Annotated in this window: 11 protein-coding genes; 6 read left to right on the top strand and 5 right to left on the bottom strand. The window is 52.3% G+C overall.

The genetic code is table 11. From position 1 onward, the window contains the following. The first annotated feature begins 196 nt into the window (after positions 1-196). The 3 genes from porU (IPM52_05515) to porV all read left to right on the top strand — a co-directional run bounded on the left by porU (IPM52_05515) (position 197) and on the right by porV (position 9,188). Complete coding sequence (gene porU, locus IPM52_05515) at positions 197-4,108, top strand: type IX secretion system sortase PorU (GenBank protein ID MBK9291066.1); 3,912 nt, start codon at positions 197-199, stop codon at positions 4,106-4,108. A 9-nt stretch (positions 4,109-4,117) separates the two neighbouring features. Further along, the gene (gene porU, locus IPM52_05510; protein ID MBK9291065.1) at positions 4,118-7,897 is read left to right on the top strand and encodes a type IX secretion system sortase PorU; all 3,780 of its coding nucleotides are present in this window, start codon (positions 4,118-4,120) and stop codon (positions 7,895-7,897) included. A gap of 64 nt (positions 7,898-7,961) precedes the next feature. Continuing rightward, complete coding sequence (porV, locus tag IPM52_05505; GenBank protein ID MBK9291064.1) at positions 7,962-9,188, top strand: type IX secretion system outer membrane channel protein PorV; 1,227 nt, start codon at positions 7,962-7,964, stop codon at positions 9,186-9,188. 123 nt (positions 9,189-9,311) lie between these two features. Here porV and IPM52_05500 read toward each other — a convergent pair whose 3' ends face one another. From IPM52_05500 to IPM52_05480, 5 genes are all read right to left on the bottom strand, one after another. Further along, a complete protein-coding gene (locus IPM52_05500; GenBank protein MBK9291063.1) occupies positions 9,312-10,739 on the bottom strand; it encodes an AAA family ATPase in 1,428 nt (475 codons plus the stop codon). Beyond that, a complete protein-coding gene (locus IPM52_05495) occupies positions 10,739-12,991 on the bottom strand; it encodes a BamA/TamA family outer membrane protein (protein MBK9291062.1) in 2,253 nt (750 codons plus the stop codon). Before IPM52_05495 ends, IPM52_05500 begins: the two co-directional genes overlap by 1 nt. A 252-nt stretch (positions 12,992-13,243) precedes the next feature. Beyond that, on the bottom strand, positions 13,244-13,531 hold the full coding sequence (locus IPM52_05490; GenBank protein ID MBK9291061.1) for a co-chaperone GroES: 288 nt from the start codon (positions 13,529-13,531) through the stop codon (positions 13,244-13,246). Positions 13,532-13,541: 10 nt separating this feature from the next. Continuing rightward, the gene (locus IPM52_05485) at positions 13,542-14,105 is read right to left on the bottom strand and encodes a glutaredoxin family protein (protein MBK9291060.1); all 564 of its coding nucleotides are present in this window, start codon (positions 14,103-14,105) and stop codon (positions 13,542-13,544) included. A 136-nt stretch (positions 14,106-14,241) separates the two neighbouring features. Next, on the bottom strand, positions 14,242-14,682 hold the full coding sequence (locus tag IPM52_05480; protein MBK9291059.1) for an isoprenylcysteine carboxylmethyltransferase family protein: 441 nt from the start codon (positions 14,680-14,682) through the stop codon (positions 14,242-14,244). Between the two features lie 203 nt (positions 14,683-14,885). On the opposite strand from IPM52_05480, the gene lpdA reads away from it, so the two are divergent. The 3 genes from lpdA (at position 14,886) to IPM52_05465 (ending at position 18,142) form a co-directional block, all read left to right on the top strand. Then, positions 14,886-16,277, top strand: coding sequence for a dihydrolipoyl dehydrogenase (gene lpdA, locus IPM52_05475; GenBank protein ID MBK9291058.1), 1,392 nt, complete (start codon positions 14,886-14,888; stop codon positions 16,275-16,277). A 199-nt stretch (positions 16,278-16,476) separates the two neighbouring features. Further along, a complete protein-coding gene (rfbC, locus tag IPM52_05470; protein ID MBK9291057.1) occupies positions 16,477-17,019 on the top strand; it encodes a dTDP-4-dehydrorhamnose 3,5-epimerase in 543 nt (180 codons plus the stop codon). A 220-nt stretch (positions 17,020-17,239) separates the two neighbouring features. Continuing rightward, positions 17,240-18,142 carry a lytic transglycosylase domain-containing protein gene (locus tag IPM52_05465; GenBank protein MBK9291056.1) on the top strand — a complete coding sequence of 301 codons (903 nt, stop codon included), beginning with the start codon at positions 17,240-17,242 and terminating at the stop codon, positions 18,140-18,142. Positions 18,143-18,157: the final 15 nt, after the last annotated feature.

Here is an 18,157-nt window from a genome sequence, read left to right as displayed (position 1 = left end):
AGCAACGAAAACGGCATTCCAGCCCGAAATGAGGCTGCAATGATACACTTTTAATCGTTAGCTTTGAAAATCATAGCCGGCAATAAACTATTGTCGTTATCGTTTTCAGACTGAAGCAAACTTCCTGGAATAGTATGTGCGTGCTTCCCTGGATCAGATAGCCTCTTTATTTCGATGAACTTCTCATAGCCACCCGATGTTGATTAAGCTCATGCAATTGATAAAACATTTTCCGGAAAATAAATTCAGTCCGGCCATGCTGTACCGGAGCTCTTGCGGGAGCTATTCCCTGCACATGGCTGTTTTGTTTGTGGGTTATGTTTTACTGTTGTCATCGATTCATGTGCAGGCGGAAGAGCCTGTTGCCTCGGGTCGCGTCAGCCTGAATTGGCAAAGGCCTGATACCCTGCATCTTCCTGGAAAGACAACTTTATTCAGGCCTTATTTCGATGGAGCGGTGTACAACCACATCAGTCCGCTATTGCCCCAATATGCAGGAATGCTGCCAGTGATGGATGAGCGTCTCAGCTACAATCTGACTGTGATGCCTGTTCAGGTAGATTACCCGGACCCTGAAGAAATTTCACTTCCGGCTGCCGTGGTTTTGCCTGCAACTTTTGAGACCAATGTGGAGACGGGCAGCTCGCGCGACCTCAAAGTATTGCGGTGGCAGGTAAATTCGCTCAGGCAAACCGTGGATGGCAGGGTGGAACGCCTGCTCGCTTTCGATTACACCATCACTGCGGAGTATCCTCAGTTGTGGGATGAGACCGATGCAAACGCTGGTGCGGCTGTTTTTGCTGATCATTCAGTGCTTGCCAGCGGAAGGTGGTTCAAGTTCAGGGTGAGCAACACCGGCATCCACCGCATCACAGCTGCCAATCTTCAGGCTATGGGCATCAGTACCGCGGGTCTTGATCCGAGGAATATCCGCATCTACGGAAACGGGGGAGGGGTGTTGCCCGAGCCAAATTCTGCGCCTCGCATCGACGACCTGGCCGAGAATGCCATCCTCGTGGTTGGGGAGGAAGACGGGGTGTTCAACAGCAGCGACTACATTCTGTTCTATGCCAAAGGACCTGTCAGGTGGGATTTCAATCCTTCCACCGCTTATTACGAGCACACCCCGGCCTATTACGACGATTACGCCTATTATTTTATCACCACCGATCTGGGGCCGGGAAAGCGTGTTCAGATGCAGCAAAGTCAGGGTGAGGTTCAGCAGACGATAAGCGATTTCATTGATTACAAGGTTGCTGAGCAGGATCTGGTCAATCTTTCCAACACCGGCCGCACCTGGTACGGCGAGCTGTTCGACATCACGCTGAGCCGCGATTATCCGTTTGATTTCCCCAACTTGGTTGCAAGCCGTCCGGCCAGGGTGGAAGCCGAGGTGGCCGCCAGGAATTTTGGCCCGGCAGGTTTCCAGCTCTATGTGGACGGTCAGCTTCGTGCCAACATCCCCATCGAACCCACACAAGCAACGGGGTACGATTATGCCAAAAACAACGGAGCTGCCATCGAGGTGATGCCTTCGGGCAACGGCATCAATGTAAACCTGCGCTTCACCAGGTCGGTGAGTTCAGCCCGCGGCTGGCTCGACTACATCCGTGTGAATGCATGGCGCAACCTCGTTTTCCAGGGGGGACAACTCCTGTTTGGCAACCATCGCACAATACCTCAGGGCGATTATCTGTATCAGATAACGGGCTCAGGATCAGGACTTCAGTTGTGGGACGTCACCGATCACACCAATGCGGTGGCGCGTCCGCTGAATCCAGTATCGGGAGGTTTCAGCTTTGCGGCGCCCGCCCAGACAAGAAGAAACTTTGTGTTGTTCGACAACAGCAGCTTTTTCAGTATCGAAAACGTCGGGCCGGTGGCCAACCAAAACCTGCACAGCGTACGCGACATTGACTACCTTATTATATCGCATCCCAGCCTGATTGATGAAGCTAATCGCCTGGCAGAATTTCACAGGCAGCACAGTGGGCTGACGGTGTATGTGACCACGCCTGGTCCCATTTACAATGAGTTTTCGTCTGGAGCACAGGATGTTACTGCCATACGCGACTTCGCCCGGATGCTTTACACGGCCTCCTCGCCGGGCAAACAACTGCGCTATCTGCTGCTCTTTGGCGATGCTTCGTTCGACTACAAAGACAAACTGAACGGCAACAACAACCTTGTGCCTACTTACCAGACCATCAGCTCACTCAATCTGGTACTGTCCATAGCCACAGACGATTACTACGGGTTTCTTGACCCCAACGAAGGCGGAACAGGTCCTAACCTGCTCGACATAGGTATTGGACGTTTCCCGGTGACTACTTTGCAGGAAGCCCGCCAAATGGTGGATAAAGTGTTGCGCTACGTGGATAAAAACCCAGAAACATTCAGTGAATGGCGCAATGAGCTGGTTTTTGTGGCCGACGACGGCGACTCCAACTGGCACATGAAAGATGCAGAGGAGCTTGTGGCAGTAGTGGAACAACGGAATCCTCCGTTCAACATCAATAAATTCTATATTGATGCATATCCACAAATTGCCACCCCAAGTGGTCAGAAAGCGCCTGCAGTGAATGAGGCCATCAACAGTCGGATGGAGCGTGGAGCCTTGTTAGTGAACTACAGCGGCCATGGCGGTGAGGTTGGCTGGGCCGAGGAGCGTATCCTGGAGATCTCCGACATTCAGAGCTGGCGCAATCGCAACCGCATGCCGGTATTCATCACCGCCACATGCGAGTTTTCACGTTATGATGATCCATCGCGACTCTCAGCCGGCGAAATGGTTTTTCTGAATCCCGACGGCGGAGCCATTGCCATGTTTACCACCGCACGAGCTACCTATGCCAGCACAAACCTGCGCCTGAACAAAGCCATCTACAACAACAATATCTTTGAACCTTACAACGGCGAACGTGCTCGTTTTGGTGACATCATGCGGCGCTCCAAAATAGCCGGAGACGCCAACGACCGCAAATTTGTGCTGCTTGGCGACCCGGCCCTGCAACTCACCTATCCTGAGCACCTTGTGCAAACCACCCATATCAACGATAAAGCACTCGGCTCCATAGGCCAGAACGACACCATCAAGGCGCTTTCGGAAGTGCGCATCCGGGGGAAGATCACCAGCCGCAACGGGCAAACATTGCAGAATTTCGATGGCAAGGTGTTCACGACAATCTACGACAAGGCTGCAACCATCACCACGGCAGGCGACCAGAACGGATTCCCGCAGACATTTACTACCCGCAACAGCATCATCTACAAAGGTGTAGCCAGTGTAATCAACGGCCACTTTGAGTTCTCATTTATTGTTCCGAAAGATATTTCCTATCGTTTTGGCACCGGCAGAATCAGCCATTATGCCACAGGCAGTGTGGGCGACGCCCACGGCAGCACAGAGGACTTTATTGTGGGTGGCTTTTCGGGAAATTTGCTCTCCGATGACAAAGGGCCGGAAATCCGGTTATTCATGGGCGACACTACCTTCCGCGATGGCGGTTTCACCAGCGAAAACCCTGTCCTGATTGCCCTGCTTCGCGACGAAAGCGGTATCAATACCACAGGGGCAGGCATTGGGCACGACATTGTGGCATGGATTGAAGGCGCCACTGAACGCATGGCCATTCTGAACGACTATTACACTGCCGCACTCGACAAGAGCAATGAGGGTTCGGTAAGTTTCCCCATCATTGGGCTAAATCCCGGCAGGCACACCATAACCCTGCGTGCCTGGGACGTGCTGAACAATTCCAACACTGCCAGCATCAGCTTTGAGGTGATCCCGAAAAACACCGTAACGGTGAACGAACTGTTCAACTATCCTAACCCTTTCCGCGATCGCACCTGCTTTGTCTTCAATCACAACCAGAACGGCGAACGCCTCGCTGTCGTGATCGACATTTTCGATATGGACGGGCGAAGGGTAAAAAGCATCAGGGAGGAGATTGTCAGCAGCAGTTTCCGCAGCCAGCCCATCTGTTGGGACGGAAAAGCCGATTCAGGCACGCCTGTTCCCAAAGGATTGTATCTTTACCGCCTCATTGTCACCGGCGGCAGCGGAAACCAGACTGTGGATTCCGGTCGTATGGTGAGGTTCTAAGCTGCATAAATGATCAGGCGTATCTTGTTTCTTTTTGTTTTGGTCTGGTTGGCATTGCCTCACGAGGCTGATGCACAACCTTCCCCGGCATTTTCCGATACGCTCGTGTTAAATCTCGGTCAGGATGAGCATGCATGGCCTTTTGTGCTTCATTTTGAGCCAGCCATTGGGATACAACCTGGTTTGCTGATCCCGATCAGGGTGCCGGCAGGTATGCGGTTTACCTCGGCCAGCCTGAATGTTTTTCAGACCGTGGATTCTGATCTCCCTGAACCTGAGGCAGAACCGCAAGATTTTCTGCTGGTTTATCAGTCGTATGACCAGCGTAGCGAAACAGTGGAACGGCTGTTTTTGTATCCTTACCGAAGCAGGATTGGCGGTGTAGAGCAATTGACCAGCGGGCAAATCATCGTCCATTACGACAGCCTTGCGCTGCATCCACAGGAAGCGGGATCAGGCTTTATCGAGAATTCCGTGCTGAGCTCCGGACCTTGGCTGAAGCTGGCTGTAGTCAGGGATGGGGTGCATCGTCTCACCCCGGCCGACCTTGTTGCGGCTGGCTGGGATGTGCAGCAACTCGACCCGCAACGACTGGCCTTGTTTGGCAACGGCGGCGCCATGCTGCCGGAGCGCAACAATGCTTTCCGGCACGACGACCTGGTGGAGAATCCCATCCTGGTCAAGGGAGAAAACGACGGCAGCTTTGATCCGGGTGATGCCCTGTACTTCTACGGGCAGTCCACTACTACATGGACTTACAATCCGATGACTATCCGCTTCGACCACCGCATCAACTACTATTCCGACACCTCGTTTTATTTCTTAACCGTGCTCGATCGCCCTGGGCTGAGAATTTCAGAAAAGCCTCAGGAACAGGCGAATCCGACAACGATAGCCGACATCTTTCTGGATTATGCGTTGCACGAAAACGACCTCGAAAACCTGATCCACTCCGGAAGAGAGTGGTATGGCGAATATTTCAACCGCCAGCAGCGCGACAGGCTCGACGTACAATTTCACTTCCCGAACAGGGTGGCAGGCCGGCCTGTGATGGTCAACACCCAGTTTGCTGTGCGCTCGCTCACCGAAACCACCGCATTCTCGATCGAACTCAATGGCCAGCAGGTATTGCCCCAGCAACCATTTCTGCCGATTTCGTCAGGTGCGGCTGCCTTTGCCCGCGAACAGTCGTTCAACCTCAGCCTGCAGCTGCCTGAACGCGACAGCCTCGACTTTGTGGTGCGTTACCATGCAGCTCAGGATAATTCCCGCGGCTGGATCAATTTCCTGCGCGTCAACGCCTGGCGGCAGCTCAGGTATGTGCCCGGCAGGCAAATGCCGTTTCGCAATCCGGAAGCCGTGGGGTTCAATGTGGTGCCCCAATATCGGATCGGGCAGGTGGTTCCCGGACTGATGCTGTGGGAAGTCACCAATCCGTTGCGGCCAAAGGCCATGATGCATGAACTGGCAGACGATCACCTGCGGTTTAATGTGATGGGCGACTCGATACGCGAGTTCATCCTTTTTGATCCTGCAGATGCATATCAGCCAGTTGCCATCCGGCCTTTAGCTAATCAGAATCTTCATGCCACACCGGCCACCGATATGATTATTGTTGCTCCGGACATCTTCAGGCCCTATGCCGAAGCTATGGCGGCGCTGCATCAGGCACACGACGGACTGGAAAGTATTGTTGCAGGTACTGCTGAAATTTACAATGAGTTCGGTTCGGGTAAGCCCGACCCCACTGCCATACGCGATTTTATCCGCATGGTCTATTTGCGCAGCCAGGACCGTTTGCGCTACGTGCTGCTCTTTGGCGATGCCTCATACGATTATAAGAACCGCATTGCCGGCAACACCAATTTTGTGCCTACTTACCAGAGCATCCAAAGCATCATCGAAACCCAAAGTTTTGTAAGCGACGATTACTTTGGCCTGATGGGAAGCAACGAGGGCCAGGACATGCAGGGTGTGCTCGATCTGGGCATAGGACGTTTTCCGGTGAGCGCCACCGGGGAGGCTGCGCTCATGGTGCAAAAAAATGCCCATTACCTCTCAAGGCAGGAAAAACTCAGGGGACCCTGGCAAAATACCATCACTTTCATGGCCGACGACGGCGATGGCAACCTGCATCTGAGTCAGGCCGAAACCCTGGCCACGCATGTGGATACGGCCTACCGCAACTTTAACATCCGTAAAGTTTACCTGGATGCCTACCGCCGTGTGCCGGTGCCCGGTGGATTTCGTTATCCGGAGGCCTCTGCCGCCTTGCTGAGAAACATCAGCGAGGGTTCGCTTATAGTCAACTACACCGGTCATGGGGGCGTGAGCGGGCTCACAGACGAAAAAGTGTTTTCGATCAGCGAGATAGAAAGCCTTACCAACATCGATCGCCTGGCATTCTTTGTGACGGCCACCTGCGAATTCAGCCGCTTCGACAATCCGGTCCTCACCTCGGCTGGCGAACAGCTCCTGCTGAATCCCAGCGGTGGCGCCATTGCACTGATGACAACCACCAGGCTGGCCTTTGCGCACTCCAACTTCAACGTGAACCGCAGACTGTATGCCTCTCTGATGACCAACGGCAAAAGCGACATCAACAGGTTGGGCGACATCATCAGGCTCAGCAAAAATCCGACCAATTCATACATCTATAATTTTGTGCTGCTTGGCAATCCTGCCCTCAGGCTCAGCTATCCCGAATATCGTGCCGAAGTGCTCAAAATCAACGGAAAGCCATCCGATACCCTGCATGCCATGTCGGAAGTGGTGCTCGAAGGACGCATTGTCAATCCCTCAGGCCAGCTTGTGGAAAATTTCAATGGAGTGGTCGAAGTGTTGTTTTTTGACAAGAAAAGCACCTACCGTACTCTGGGCAACGACGCGATGAGCATGCCAACCAACTTCAGCCTGTTCGACAAATTGCTGTTTCGCGGCAGCGCCACAGCGACCAACGGGCTTTTCAGCCTTAGGTTTGCGTTGCCGCGAAGCATTGCCTACAATTACGGAATGGCGCGTATCTCGATGTTTGCTTCTGATTCCGTTTCGGGCATGTCGGCCGGCGGCTGGTTCGACAACATCATCCTTGGCGGCATTGCTCCGGACATCATGCCCGACAATAAAGGTCCTGAAATAGAGCTGTTTGTGGGCGATGAGCGGTTTGTCAGCGGCAGTGTGGTGCCGGAAAGCAGTATCCTGATAGCAAAAATCGCTGACCCGCAGGGCATTCATCACCTGGGCTCCGAAATAGGTCGCGACATTGTGGCAACCCATTCGTTACCCGACGGATCAATCAGGAAATACGTGCTCAACAATTATTTCAGCCTCGACCTGGATCACCCCACTTCGGGAAGCCTTCGCTTTCCCATGGAAAGGCTCATACAGGGTGAACACCTGTTGAGCCTCAAGGCCTGGGATTTACATAATAACAGCTCGGAAAAGGAAATCCGGTTTGTGGTAAATCCGGAAGAGGGATTGAAAATCAGCAATGTACGCCTCAGTCCAAATCCGGTGAGCGGTCAGGCTGTTTTTACCTTCGAACACAACAAACCAGGCAGTACGTTGTTTGTAAGTATTGAGATTTATAATGCATTTGGCAGTAAGGTACACCAGATAAATGCACAAATGACCCCATCAGGCAACCATTCCTACCCCTTGTCGTGGAATCCGAAGCAAACAACAGCCGGAAGATTGGCGTCGGGTGTGTATCTTTGGCGCCTCATTGTCGCGCCTGCCGAGGGACTACCGGTTTCGACCGGAGGCAGGCTGGTAATCGCAAACCCATGACAACAACATGCAATAAAGCCACTTACCAATCGTTTACAATCCATTCATGACGCAAAATAATCTTATGAAAATGAAACGCCCGGCCTTGCTGGCACTTTCTATCCTGTTGTTTTTCAATGCCAAAACGCAGAATTACCAGGAGCTTTCAGGTCGCAACTCCCTCAATGTCATCACAACAGCTGTTCCGTTTTTGATGATAGCCCCCGATGCCCGTGCAGGTGCCATGGGCGATGCCGGGGTTTCGTCGGCTCCGGATGTGTTTTCGATGCACTGGAATCCGGCAAAATATGCCAATCTGCAGCAGGATATGATGCTTGGCCTGTCGTACAGCCCCTGGTTGCGCAACCTCGTTCCGGATATGAACCTTGCTTACCTTGGTTTTTCGAAACGCCTGAATGCCAATTCAGCAGTAGGATCGACCCTGCGTTTTTTTACCTTGGGCGACATACAGTTTACCGATGAAAACGGTGACGACAGGGGTACGTACCGTCCCAGCGAATGGGCGCTCGATGCCACCTATGCCCGCAAACTTACCGACCACCTCTCAGGAGCTGTGGCCGGTCGGTTCATCTACTCAAACCTCACCCAGGGCCAGAACGTGGGTACAACCTCAACCTCGGCTGGAATTTCGGTGGCAGCCGACGTAGCCGTGTACTGGGAAAAGGAAGTCAACTGGTTTAAAGATATTGACGCCACCTTCGCCTGGGGAATCAATGTGAGCAACATCGGCAACAAGCTGGGCTACAGCGAAACCAGCATCAAAAAAGATTTCATTCCCACCAACCTCAGGTTGGGGCCAACCCTCAGGCTCGATATAGATGAATACAACAAAATCGCCTTCTCTCTGGATATCAACAAGTTGCTTGTACCAACGCCTCCCATACTCAAACGCGACAGCATCACCGGTCAACCTATCCTGATCCCCGGAACAGATAAGTTTGAGATTGCCAAAGGACGCGACGACGAAGTGTCGGTTGTAGCCGGTATGTTGCAGTCGTTTTATGATGCACCCAACGGAATGTCGGAGGAGCTGCGCGAACTTTATTATGCCTTTGGGGTGGAATATTGGTACAACAATGCATTCGCTCTGCGGGGTGGTGGATTTTTTGAGGACAAAACCAAAGGCAACAGGAAGTTTTTCACCCTGGGTGCTGCACTCAGATACAACGTCTTTGGGCTGGACTTTTCTTACCTCATCCCGGTGGATTCGCGCAACAACCCGCTGCAGAATACGGTTCGATTTGCGCTCACCTTCGACCTGGAGGGAGCCACGAAGAACAGGAAAAATTAATTACCTCACCATTTATGTTGATGCCCCGTCAGGTTTTTTAATCACAACCTGACGGGGTATTGATTTTTCGCCCCTAACGAGGCTACCGGTATGCCGCCCCTGCGGCGCTAGTGATTTGTTGCCCTACGGTTCTATGAGTGCGATGCTTTCGGGGTCGAAGCTGAGCAGGTAAACCTTTTGTGTGGCGCGGGTGAGGGCCGTGTAGAGCCAGCGCATGTAATCGGAGTCAATGTCCTGATCTTTGCGGCGGCCTTGTTCCAGGAAAACGACGGGCCACTGACCGCCCTGGGTTTTGTGGCAGGTAAGGGCGTAGGCATACTTGACCATCAGGGCATTGTACCACGGATTGGTGGCCATCATGGCAAGGCGTTTTCTTCGGGAGGGAATATCGGCATAGTCTTCCTCGATTTTTGAGGCAAGCGCGCGGAAAGCATCATCGCTCAGCGAAGGGCCGGGCGCAGTGAGGGTGTCGAGCAAGAGTTTTACCCCGAAAGAGGGCAAGTCCGGATAATCGAGCAGGCGTACCTCAGCTTCGGCAAAACGATGATCGTAAATGTTTTCGTAGCGCACCACACGCACCAGCTCAATGATGTCGCCATTGGCAATAAAGCCTGCCTGGTCAGCTTCGCTCAGCCAGAAATAGTTGTTTTTGACCACCATCAGCAGCTCACCTGCTGCCAGCTCATCATCCAAGCCTATGATGCGCTGCCTGATGGCCTGATTGAGCCGGTTTGCTGCATAATTGCTCCGGCAGATCACCACCGCCTGCGAGAAGTCGTGGCGCCCGAAGTTTTCCATCAGCCTGTCTTCAACCTCGCTGCCCGCAAGTATCTCCACATCACCTTTTTGTCTGATTTCCAGCAATGGAAGCTGGTAATCTTTGTTTGTCAGTTTCTGACGCAGCTGGGTGGCATTGCTCAGGATGTCCGACTCCAGACTCTGCCGCATCACTTCGGTGAGCTCAAATCCTGCCGCTGTGAGGTTGTAGCGGCTTTGAAGGTAGCCAAGGTCGAGGGCCGGACTCAAGTGCAATCCCACTGGTGGCAGCTGTGCCTGATCGCCAATGAGCAGCAGGCGGCAGTTCTGTCCTTCGGCCACATATTCCATCAGGTCGTCGAGCAGACTTTTGCCGGTAATGCTTTCAACAGCCGTATCCGGAATCATGGAGGCTTCGTCAACCACAAAGAGTGCATTGCGGTGCTTGTTGGGCGCGCGCACGATGCGCATGTGGCCATCGGGCATTCGGGTCTGAAAGTATATTTTTCGGTGGATGGTAGAGGCATGCAGACCGGTGTAGGCACTCAAAACTTTGGCGGCCCTGCCGGTGGGCGCCAGAAGCACAGGATGCATCCCAAGCAAAGGCAGTATTTTCACAATGGCCGAAACCAAAGAGGTCTTCCCCGTTCCGGCATATCCGCGCAAAAGGTAAAGCGGATTGGGTTTTTTCGAAAGCAAGAAAGCCGAAAGATGGTCCATCACTTTCAGCTGACCTGCTGTGGGAGGATATCCGAAAGCCTGCCCGAGATGTATGCGCAATTGGTGCCGGTCCATCAGAAAGGATAACCTATACCAAAGTTCCAGGCGATGTTTTTCGTTTTCAGGTCATTAAACCGCCATCGCTCTGCCTCGGGTAAAGAAGGATCGCGCAGGGGTACGGCAGCATCTACCCTGAACACAAAGAAGGAAAAGTCGAGCCGGAAGCCGATCCCAGCATCCAGGGCTATTTCTTTGTAGAACCTGTTGAATGCAAAATCGCCTGCATTTTTTTCATCTTTGCCGGAATAGGTCCAGATGTTGCCTGCGTCGGCAAATATGGCCCCTTTGAGGTAGCTATACAACGGAAAACGGAATTCAACATTGGTTTCGAGCTGCATGCTCCCGTAACGTTCAATTTTCAGGGTATCGGTGAAACTTCCTGGGCCAAGCTGCCGGAACGGCCAGGCCCGCATACCGTTGGCACCTCCTGCGTAAAAACTTCGTTCAAAAGGCAGATCTTCCGAATTGCCAAAGGGAATACCTGTCCCTGCCATGCCCCGGAATACCAGCCTGAGTTCCGGCCTGAAGACCTTGTAATACCTGTAATCTAAATCAAGTCGTACGAACTGGGCGTAGCGTATCCCAAACAATGTGGTGTAATCATTTTCCTTTCCAAAAAGGGGTAGTTTGCGCATGGCCGACAACAGGTTGCCGGCACTTTCGGCATTGATCCGCAGGTAATGGAAGTCGCTGATTCGATTAATGTTCTGATTTGTAAATATATAGCTGTAACGCATCCCAAAAATAAGGTGGTCATTGTATTGGTTGCGCAGGCGCTGGTTGGTGATCTGGTTGAGGAAGTCCTCAAATTCGGGACTCAGATTTACTTTGATGGAGCTCAGTGAAGCCGGACTGAAAAAATGTGTGGAATATGAGGTGGCCATCCAGTCGTAGCCAAAGCTGAACCGCAGCATGGCACGGTCGTAGTTCGGGCGGTTTTGACTGGAATAACCAAGGTTGATGGTTGTTTTGGGCAGGTATTCCCTGGCAAACCGCCTCAATCTGATGGGGCTGACAAAACGTGGAATGAGCAGGCTGGCATCGAGACCTGATTCGCGGGTATTAAAAAGGCGATTCTCTGTTTCGCCCGTGCTCAGCCTTTGGGCTTCAAGACCGCCGTTGAATCTGATTCTGAGCACTTCAGCACCGGAAAAAAGGTTGCGGTTGGTGTAAACCAGGCTGCCTCGCATACCCAGGTCGCCCCCCGAGTTGGTGCCTTCCACTTCCACCGAATAGGCATGCAGGCGCGCACGCTGCAGGTAAACATGGGCGTCGATCCACCTTCCGGGCTGAATGGGATAGGTTTCCACCTGCGATGCCGTTGTATCGAACACTATATTCGATGCCCGGAAGATCTTCAGATTGTTCAGGCCTTTGTATGTCTGGCGCATGCGGTCGATGCTCACCGGCTCGCCCTGATAGAACTGGATGACCTGCCGGAATGCCGAGGGCTTGATGCCTGGATTGCCCGGACTCACAAAAGTGAGCTGTGATGGCTTATTGTTCCACGGATTTTTTAAACGGTAGATCAGGGTGTCGGTAGGCAATTGATCTCCCCCAAAGGGCTGATGCTGAGGATAGATGAAGATGTTGCGTACAAAATACGACTGGTGTACCTCGCCTGCTCCGGCTTGCAGGAACGAAGGCGCTTCAATGCGCAGGTTCAGTCTGACGCTTTTGTCGGTTTTGTTGCTGTCAGCTTCAAAGCGGATGAAATCTTTCCGGAAATAAAAATAACCGTTGTTTTTGAGCAGGTTGGTAATACGGTCGCGCTCAGCATCCATTTCGTAGGCATTGAATCGCTTTCCTCTGCTCAGCAGGCTTTCGGCGGTGTCGGCATCCAGCAGGCCGGCAATGGATGGATCTTCTACTGTGCGCTGCAGATGGCTGATGACATATGCAGGACCAGGATGCACGATATAGCTGACGTTGGCTTTCTTGCGCTTTGCCCTGAGTTCGAAGCTGGTTGTGGCCTCGAAATGTCCCATGTTAAAGAGGTATTGCCGCATCTGAGCCGATGCATTGCGTGCCAGTTGCTCATCAAAATACACCGGCTGGCGCCCAAACCTTCTGGCAGCAGCCTTGCGCAGGCCTTTGCTGCGTTGTTCATCCCATCGGTAATAAATCCACAAGCCCGGCCGAAGTCCCAACATATGGGGCATAGCCTTGGGCTGGGCCAGCACAGCCAGGTCGGACGATGAAATACTGCCATTGCTGCCGGTAATGCGCACAGTGTTTTTGTGCATGAGCAGCTTTCCTTCAGGCACATAGCGTGTTGGAGCACAGCTCTGAGAAAAAAACGCCAGGATTACAAAAAGTCCTGAAAACAAAAACCACCTTGCGCCTGCTGCCCGTTTGAGTTTCATCTTGCCTCACGACCTCCCATTACCGGCTGGTCACAGGCAAAGGTAAGACATTTGCTTCATGATGCATGGCACTGCTATGGCGCCCAAACAAAAAGCGCAGGACATCGGAGGATGTGCTGCGCCTTCAGTTTAAGTTTCTGAAAATAAGCCGATTCAGATGGTTTCGGTTTCTACCACCTTGGCCAGCAGGTCGGCGTAGGGGATTACCAGCAATTTGCGTCCTTCGAAGGTTACCTCGGTGCCCGAATATTTTTTGAAAAGCACCTTATCGCCCACGCTGATGGCAGGTTTTTCAATGTTGCCGATGGCAATCACCGGCGCAATCTGAGGTTTTTCCTTGGCGGTGTCGGGGATGATCAGTCCTGAAGCAGTACGCTGCTCGCTCTTATCCTCCGTCAAATCGAGGATAACTTGTTCGTTAAGTGGTTGCAACTCTTTCATGATTAATGTTTTATGATTGTTGTGATGAAATTCCAAGGAGGCTGTTGATGCGGTTTTTGTCGAAGCCGACCACGATGGTGCCTTCAATATCGGTTTGCGGTACCCCTTGCTGACCGCTACGCCTTACCATCTGCTCGGCTGCCTGCTGGTTGCGAGACACATCAATTTCGGTAAACTGAATATTGTTCGACCTGAGATAGGACTTCAGGGTGTTGCACCAGCTGCAGGTGGGTGTGGTGTACACGGTGACTCTTTTCTGCCTTGGCTGGGTGGCGCTGGTCAACGGATGAAAATACGATTCCTCGAACAGGTTGATGTAATGTGCCGGCTCGTTGCAGCCTTTCACGACATTGATGAATTTTTCGCCTTCAAAAACCAGGAGCGAAGGGGCGCTGGTTACGCCATAAACCAGATGGATGTCGCGCACCGTATTTACATCGGCGAGAAGTACGTTCACCGAGTCGATCTTTTGGGCGGCTTCGGTGATGTTGCGCAGGCTGCATTCGCTGGTTTCGGTTCCGGATTTGTAGAGGAGCACGTAATTTTTCTGGTCTTTGCGCAGCAAACCCAGCATCTCTTCGTGCGATGCTACATTTTTCAATGCCATATGCGGATGTTTTGGCCTGTGCCGATCAACTCCTGTGCCATATGCAGGTTTTGTCATATTTAAGACCTGCGAGTGACATAATTTCAGTCAAGGCTACGGCGGACTAAAAGACAAATGGGATCATGCGCCAGCTTTTCTGCATGTACTCCGCATATCCGGGAAAATGCCGGATAAGTTGTTTTTCTTCAAACAATTGCTTGAAAATAAGGTTGATAAGCAGGATGATCCAGGCGGTGAGCCTCATCGGACTGTAAAACTCCACAACCAATGGCAGCAGGGCCATCAGTTGTGCCAGATACATGGGATGCCTGATCACGCTGTAAATGCCGGAAGTAATCATTTGTCCCCCTTGTTTGGGCAAAGGGGCCACGTTGAAATTACCAATCTGCATTTGCAGAATGGCCACCACGCCCGCCAGCAAACCTGCCAGCTCGACCAAAAGTCCGACTGGCCACTGGCTGACCCATGGACCTGTGGCCAGAATGATGGCAATCATCGAAAACTGAACAAGCACAAAAAAGTAGGCGGTAAATTTGGTTTTCATGCTTCGGGCGTTAGAAAAAACGGCACCCGGGTTGCCGGTCTCCTTTCCGGCGGGTTGCGCAAGTAGAGAGCTGTGAAAACCGGGTGCCGGAGGCAAAGGTAAAATAAATGTTGCCGGCAATGCAAGCCCGACAGGCAATGAAGTGCGTGCCATACAAGGCCTAAAATGTTAACTTTGCGCCACAAAATCCAACATCAAAAGCAATGAGTTACGACGTTATCGTTATAGGCAGCGGTCCGGGCGGATATGTGGCTGCCATCAGGGCCAGTCAGCTTGGCAAAAAAGTAGCCGTGGTTGAAAAAGCCGAAATCGGAGGCGTATGCCTCAACTGGGGTTGCATTCCGACCAAGGCCCTGCTCAAAAGTGCGCAGGTGTTCAACTACACAAAACATGCTGCCGATTATGGCATCGCCATCACAGGTGAGGTGAAGCCTGATTTTGAATCAGTTATCAAGCGCAGCCGCAGCGTTGCCGACGGGATGAGCAAGGGCGTACAGTTCCTTTTCAAAAAGAACAAAATTGACCTGATCAATGGGTTTGGTACGCTCAAACCTGGTAAGAAAGTGGAAGTGACCAAAGCCGACGGAAGCAAGGAAACCTACGAAGCCAATCACATCATCCTTGCCACCGGCGCCCGTTCGCGTGAGCTTCCAAACATGAAGATCGACGGCAAGAAGATCGTGGGTTACCGCGACGCCATGGTGCTGCCCAAACAACCTGCTTCGATGGTTGTGGTTGGCTCGGGCGCCATCGGCTCCGAGTTTGCTTATTTCTACAACAGCATGGGCACCAAAGTCACACTCGTGGAATACATGCCAAACATCCTGCCTCTCGAAGACGAGGATGTGAGCAAGCAGCTCGAACGCTCGTTTAAAAAAGCAGGCATGCAGGTGATGACAGGCTCAACCGTTGAACACGTGGACACCAGCGGCGACTTGTGCAAGGTGACCATCAGCACCAAAAAAGGCACCGAAGTCGTGGAGGCCGAAGTAGTGCTCTCGGCCGTTGGGGTAACCACCAACCTCGAGGGTCTGGGACTGGAAGAAACCGGCGTGAAAACCGAGAAAGGCAAGGTAATTGTGGACGAGTATTACCGCACGAACGTTGATGGGGTATATGCCATCGGCGATATCGTGCATGGCCCGGCGCTGGCCCATACTGCCTCCCACGAAGGCATTACCTGTGTGGAAGCGTTTTGCGGACTGAATCCCGAACCGGTGGACTATGGCAACATCCCGTCGTGCACTTACACCAGCCCCGAAGTAGCTTCGGTGGGCATGACCGAAAAACAGGCCATCGAAGCCGGCTACGAGATCAAAGTGGGTAAGTTTCCGTTCTCAGCCTCTGGCAAAGCCAGCGCTGCCGGCAACAAAGATGGTTTTGTCAAGGTGATCTTCGATGCAAAATACGGCGAATGGCTGGGCTGTCACATGATAGGCGACAACGTAACCGAAATGATTGCCGAGGCCGTGGCTGCCCGTAAGCTCGAAACCACCGGACACGAGATCATCAAAACCATCCACCCGCACCCCACCATGTCCGAAGCCATCATGGAAGCCACTGCTGCAGCCTATGGCGAGGTGATTCATTTGTAAAACACTTGTAATCAATACATAAAAACAGGTCGCCGAATCATCCGGCGACCTGTTTTTGTTTGATGGATTTTCACACCTTATCCGTATGTCGTCCCGGGCATGTGGAGCGAAGCAAGTTCTGAAGACTGACGTTTTGGACAAATGGGAAACAATCTTGACAAAAATGACTTACTTTTAGCCCGGAAACAAAGTGTCAGCCATGGAAATCATCGAAACCGGCATTCCCGACCTGCTCATAGTGAAACCCGTGGTATTCGAGGACCACAGGGGATACTTCTTCGAATCGTATAACAAAGAAAAATTTCTGCAGAAAGGTATCGACCAGAATTTTGTGCAGGACAACGAATCCAAGTCGGCAAAAAACGTCCTGCGGGGTCTGCATTTTCAGAAGCCACCCTTTGCCCAGGGCAAGCTGGTGCGCGTGATGAAAGGCGCTGTGCTCGATGTGGCAGTAGATATCCGGAAAAAGTCGCCCACCTACGGCAAATGGGCTTCCATTGTGCTGAGCGAATCGAACAAATGGATGTACTGGATTCCGCCGGGATTTGCCCACGGTTTTGTGACCCTCGAAGACGACACGGTATTTTTCTACAAATGCACCAACGTCTATAACAAAGCTTCGGAAGGCAGTATCCGGTGGAACGACCCCGACCTTAATATCGACTGGGGTGTGACCGACCCGCTGCTCTCCGACAAGGACCGCGAGGCTCCATTGTTCCGCGATTTTGTCAGTCCGTTCTGACTTTTCCCGGTCAGCCCGACCAACTTAATTTTTCTTCTTTATGCAGGTCTGAACCCAGGTACTGCTGAACAATCCCGTACCCGATCACGCATTTAGTAGATTAAACAGGTATTTTTGCAGATTGCGCCCGGCTTGGCATGATACTTCTTATAATATTGACTATCAAATTCATATGATTAAAAACCTGGTTTTAAACTCTTCAAAACTCCTAATTCTCCTCTTGATAACAGGACTTGCGGCCACGCTGGCCTCCTGCGGACGCAATGGCAACGCCCAGCAGCCTGCCGAACGCCTGCCGGCCCAGGAAATAGTGAGTATCCAATTGCCGGCAAGTATTGATTTTGCCGGCGAGGAAGTGCCGCTGGAACTTTACTATGTGAGCGAAGCCCTGGAACGCGAATTGTTGGTGAACACCTACTGGCACAGCTCCACCTTGCTGTTGCTCAAGCGTGCCAACCGCTGGCTTCCGGTGATCGAGCCTATTTTGAAGAAGAACGGCATACCCGACGATTTCAAATACCTGGCCATGATCGAGAGCAACCTTACCAACAGCAGATCGCCTGCCGGAGCGGCCGGTTTCTGGCAGTTCCTCGAAGGCACGGCCCGCGAATACCAACTCGAGGTCACTGACCAGGTGGATGAGCGCTATCACCTCGAAAAGGCTACCGAAGCCGCATGCAGGTATTTCCGCCGGGCTTACAACAAATACAACAGCTGGGCACTTGTGGCAGCTGCCTACAACGCTGGCACCAGGCGCATCGACGATTTTCTTTCGCGCCAGCAAACCGACAGCTACTTCGACTTGTTAATGGCTGAAGAAACAGAAAGATACCTCTACCGCATTCTGGCCATCAAAATGATTCATCGCAACCCTCGGGCTTTTGGCTTCTATCCTGATCTGGAGCGGCTTTATGAACCATTGTCTTTCAGAGAGATACAGGTGAGCGAGAGCATCCCGAACCTGGTGGAGTTTGCCAGATCGCAGGGGGTAAGCTATAAGTTGCTGCGCATGTTCAACCCCTGGCTGCGCACGCACGAGCTTACCGTGAAACCCGGTAAAACCTACACGCTGAAAATACCTGACGGCCGGTTTGCACGCACGCACCGACCCATACGGTCATGACAAAACAACAGTCTC

The organism is Bacteroidota bacterium (assembly GCA_016715945.1).
GTDB lineage: Bacteria > Bacteroidota > Bacteroidia > Bacteroidales > F082 > JALNZU01.
This window is presented reverse-complemented; position numbering and strand designations above follow the sequence as displayed.

Bases quoted from the DNA above. Each gene is read 5' to 3' on its own strand.
- porU (MBK9291066.1), top strand. From the start codon at position 197: ATGTTGATTAAGCTCATGCAATTGATAAAACATTTTCCGGAAAATAAA.
- porU (MBK9291065.1), top strand. From the start codon at position 4,118: ATGATCAGGCGTATCTTGTTTCTTTTTGTTTTGGTCTGGTTGGCATTG.
- porV (MBK9291064.1), top strand. From the start codon at position 7,962: ATGAAAATGAAACGCCCGGCCTTGCTGGCACTTTCTATCCTGTTGTTT.
- IPM52_05500 (MBK9291063.1), bottom strand. From the start codon at position 10,739: ATGGACCGGCACCAATTGCGCATACATCTCGGGCAGGCTTTCGGATAT.
- IPM52_05490 (MBK9291061.1), bottom strand. From the start codon at position 13,531: ATGAAAGAGTTGCAACCACTTAACGAACAAGTTATCCTCGATTTGACG.
- IPM52_05485 (MBK9291060.1), bottom strand. From the start codon at position 14,105: ATGCTGGGTTTGCTGCGCAAAGACCAGAAAAATTACGTGCTCCTCTAC.
- IPM52_05480 (MBK9291059.1), bottom strand. From the start codon at position 14,682: ATGAAAACCAAATTTACCGCCTACTTTTTTGTGCTTGTTCAGTTTTCG.
- lpdA (MBK9291058.1), top strand. From the start codon at position 14,886: ATGAGTTACGACGTTATCGTTATAGGCAGCGGTCCGGGCGGATATGTG.
- rfbC (MBK9291057.1), top strand. From the start codon at position 16,477: ATGGAAATCATCGAAACCGGCATTCCCGACCTGCTCATAGTGAAACCC.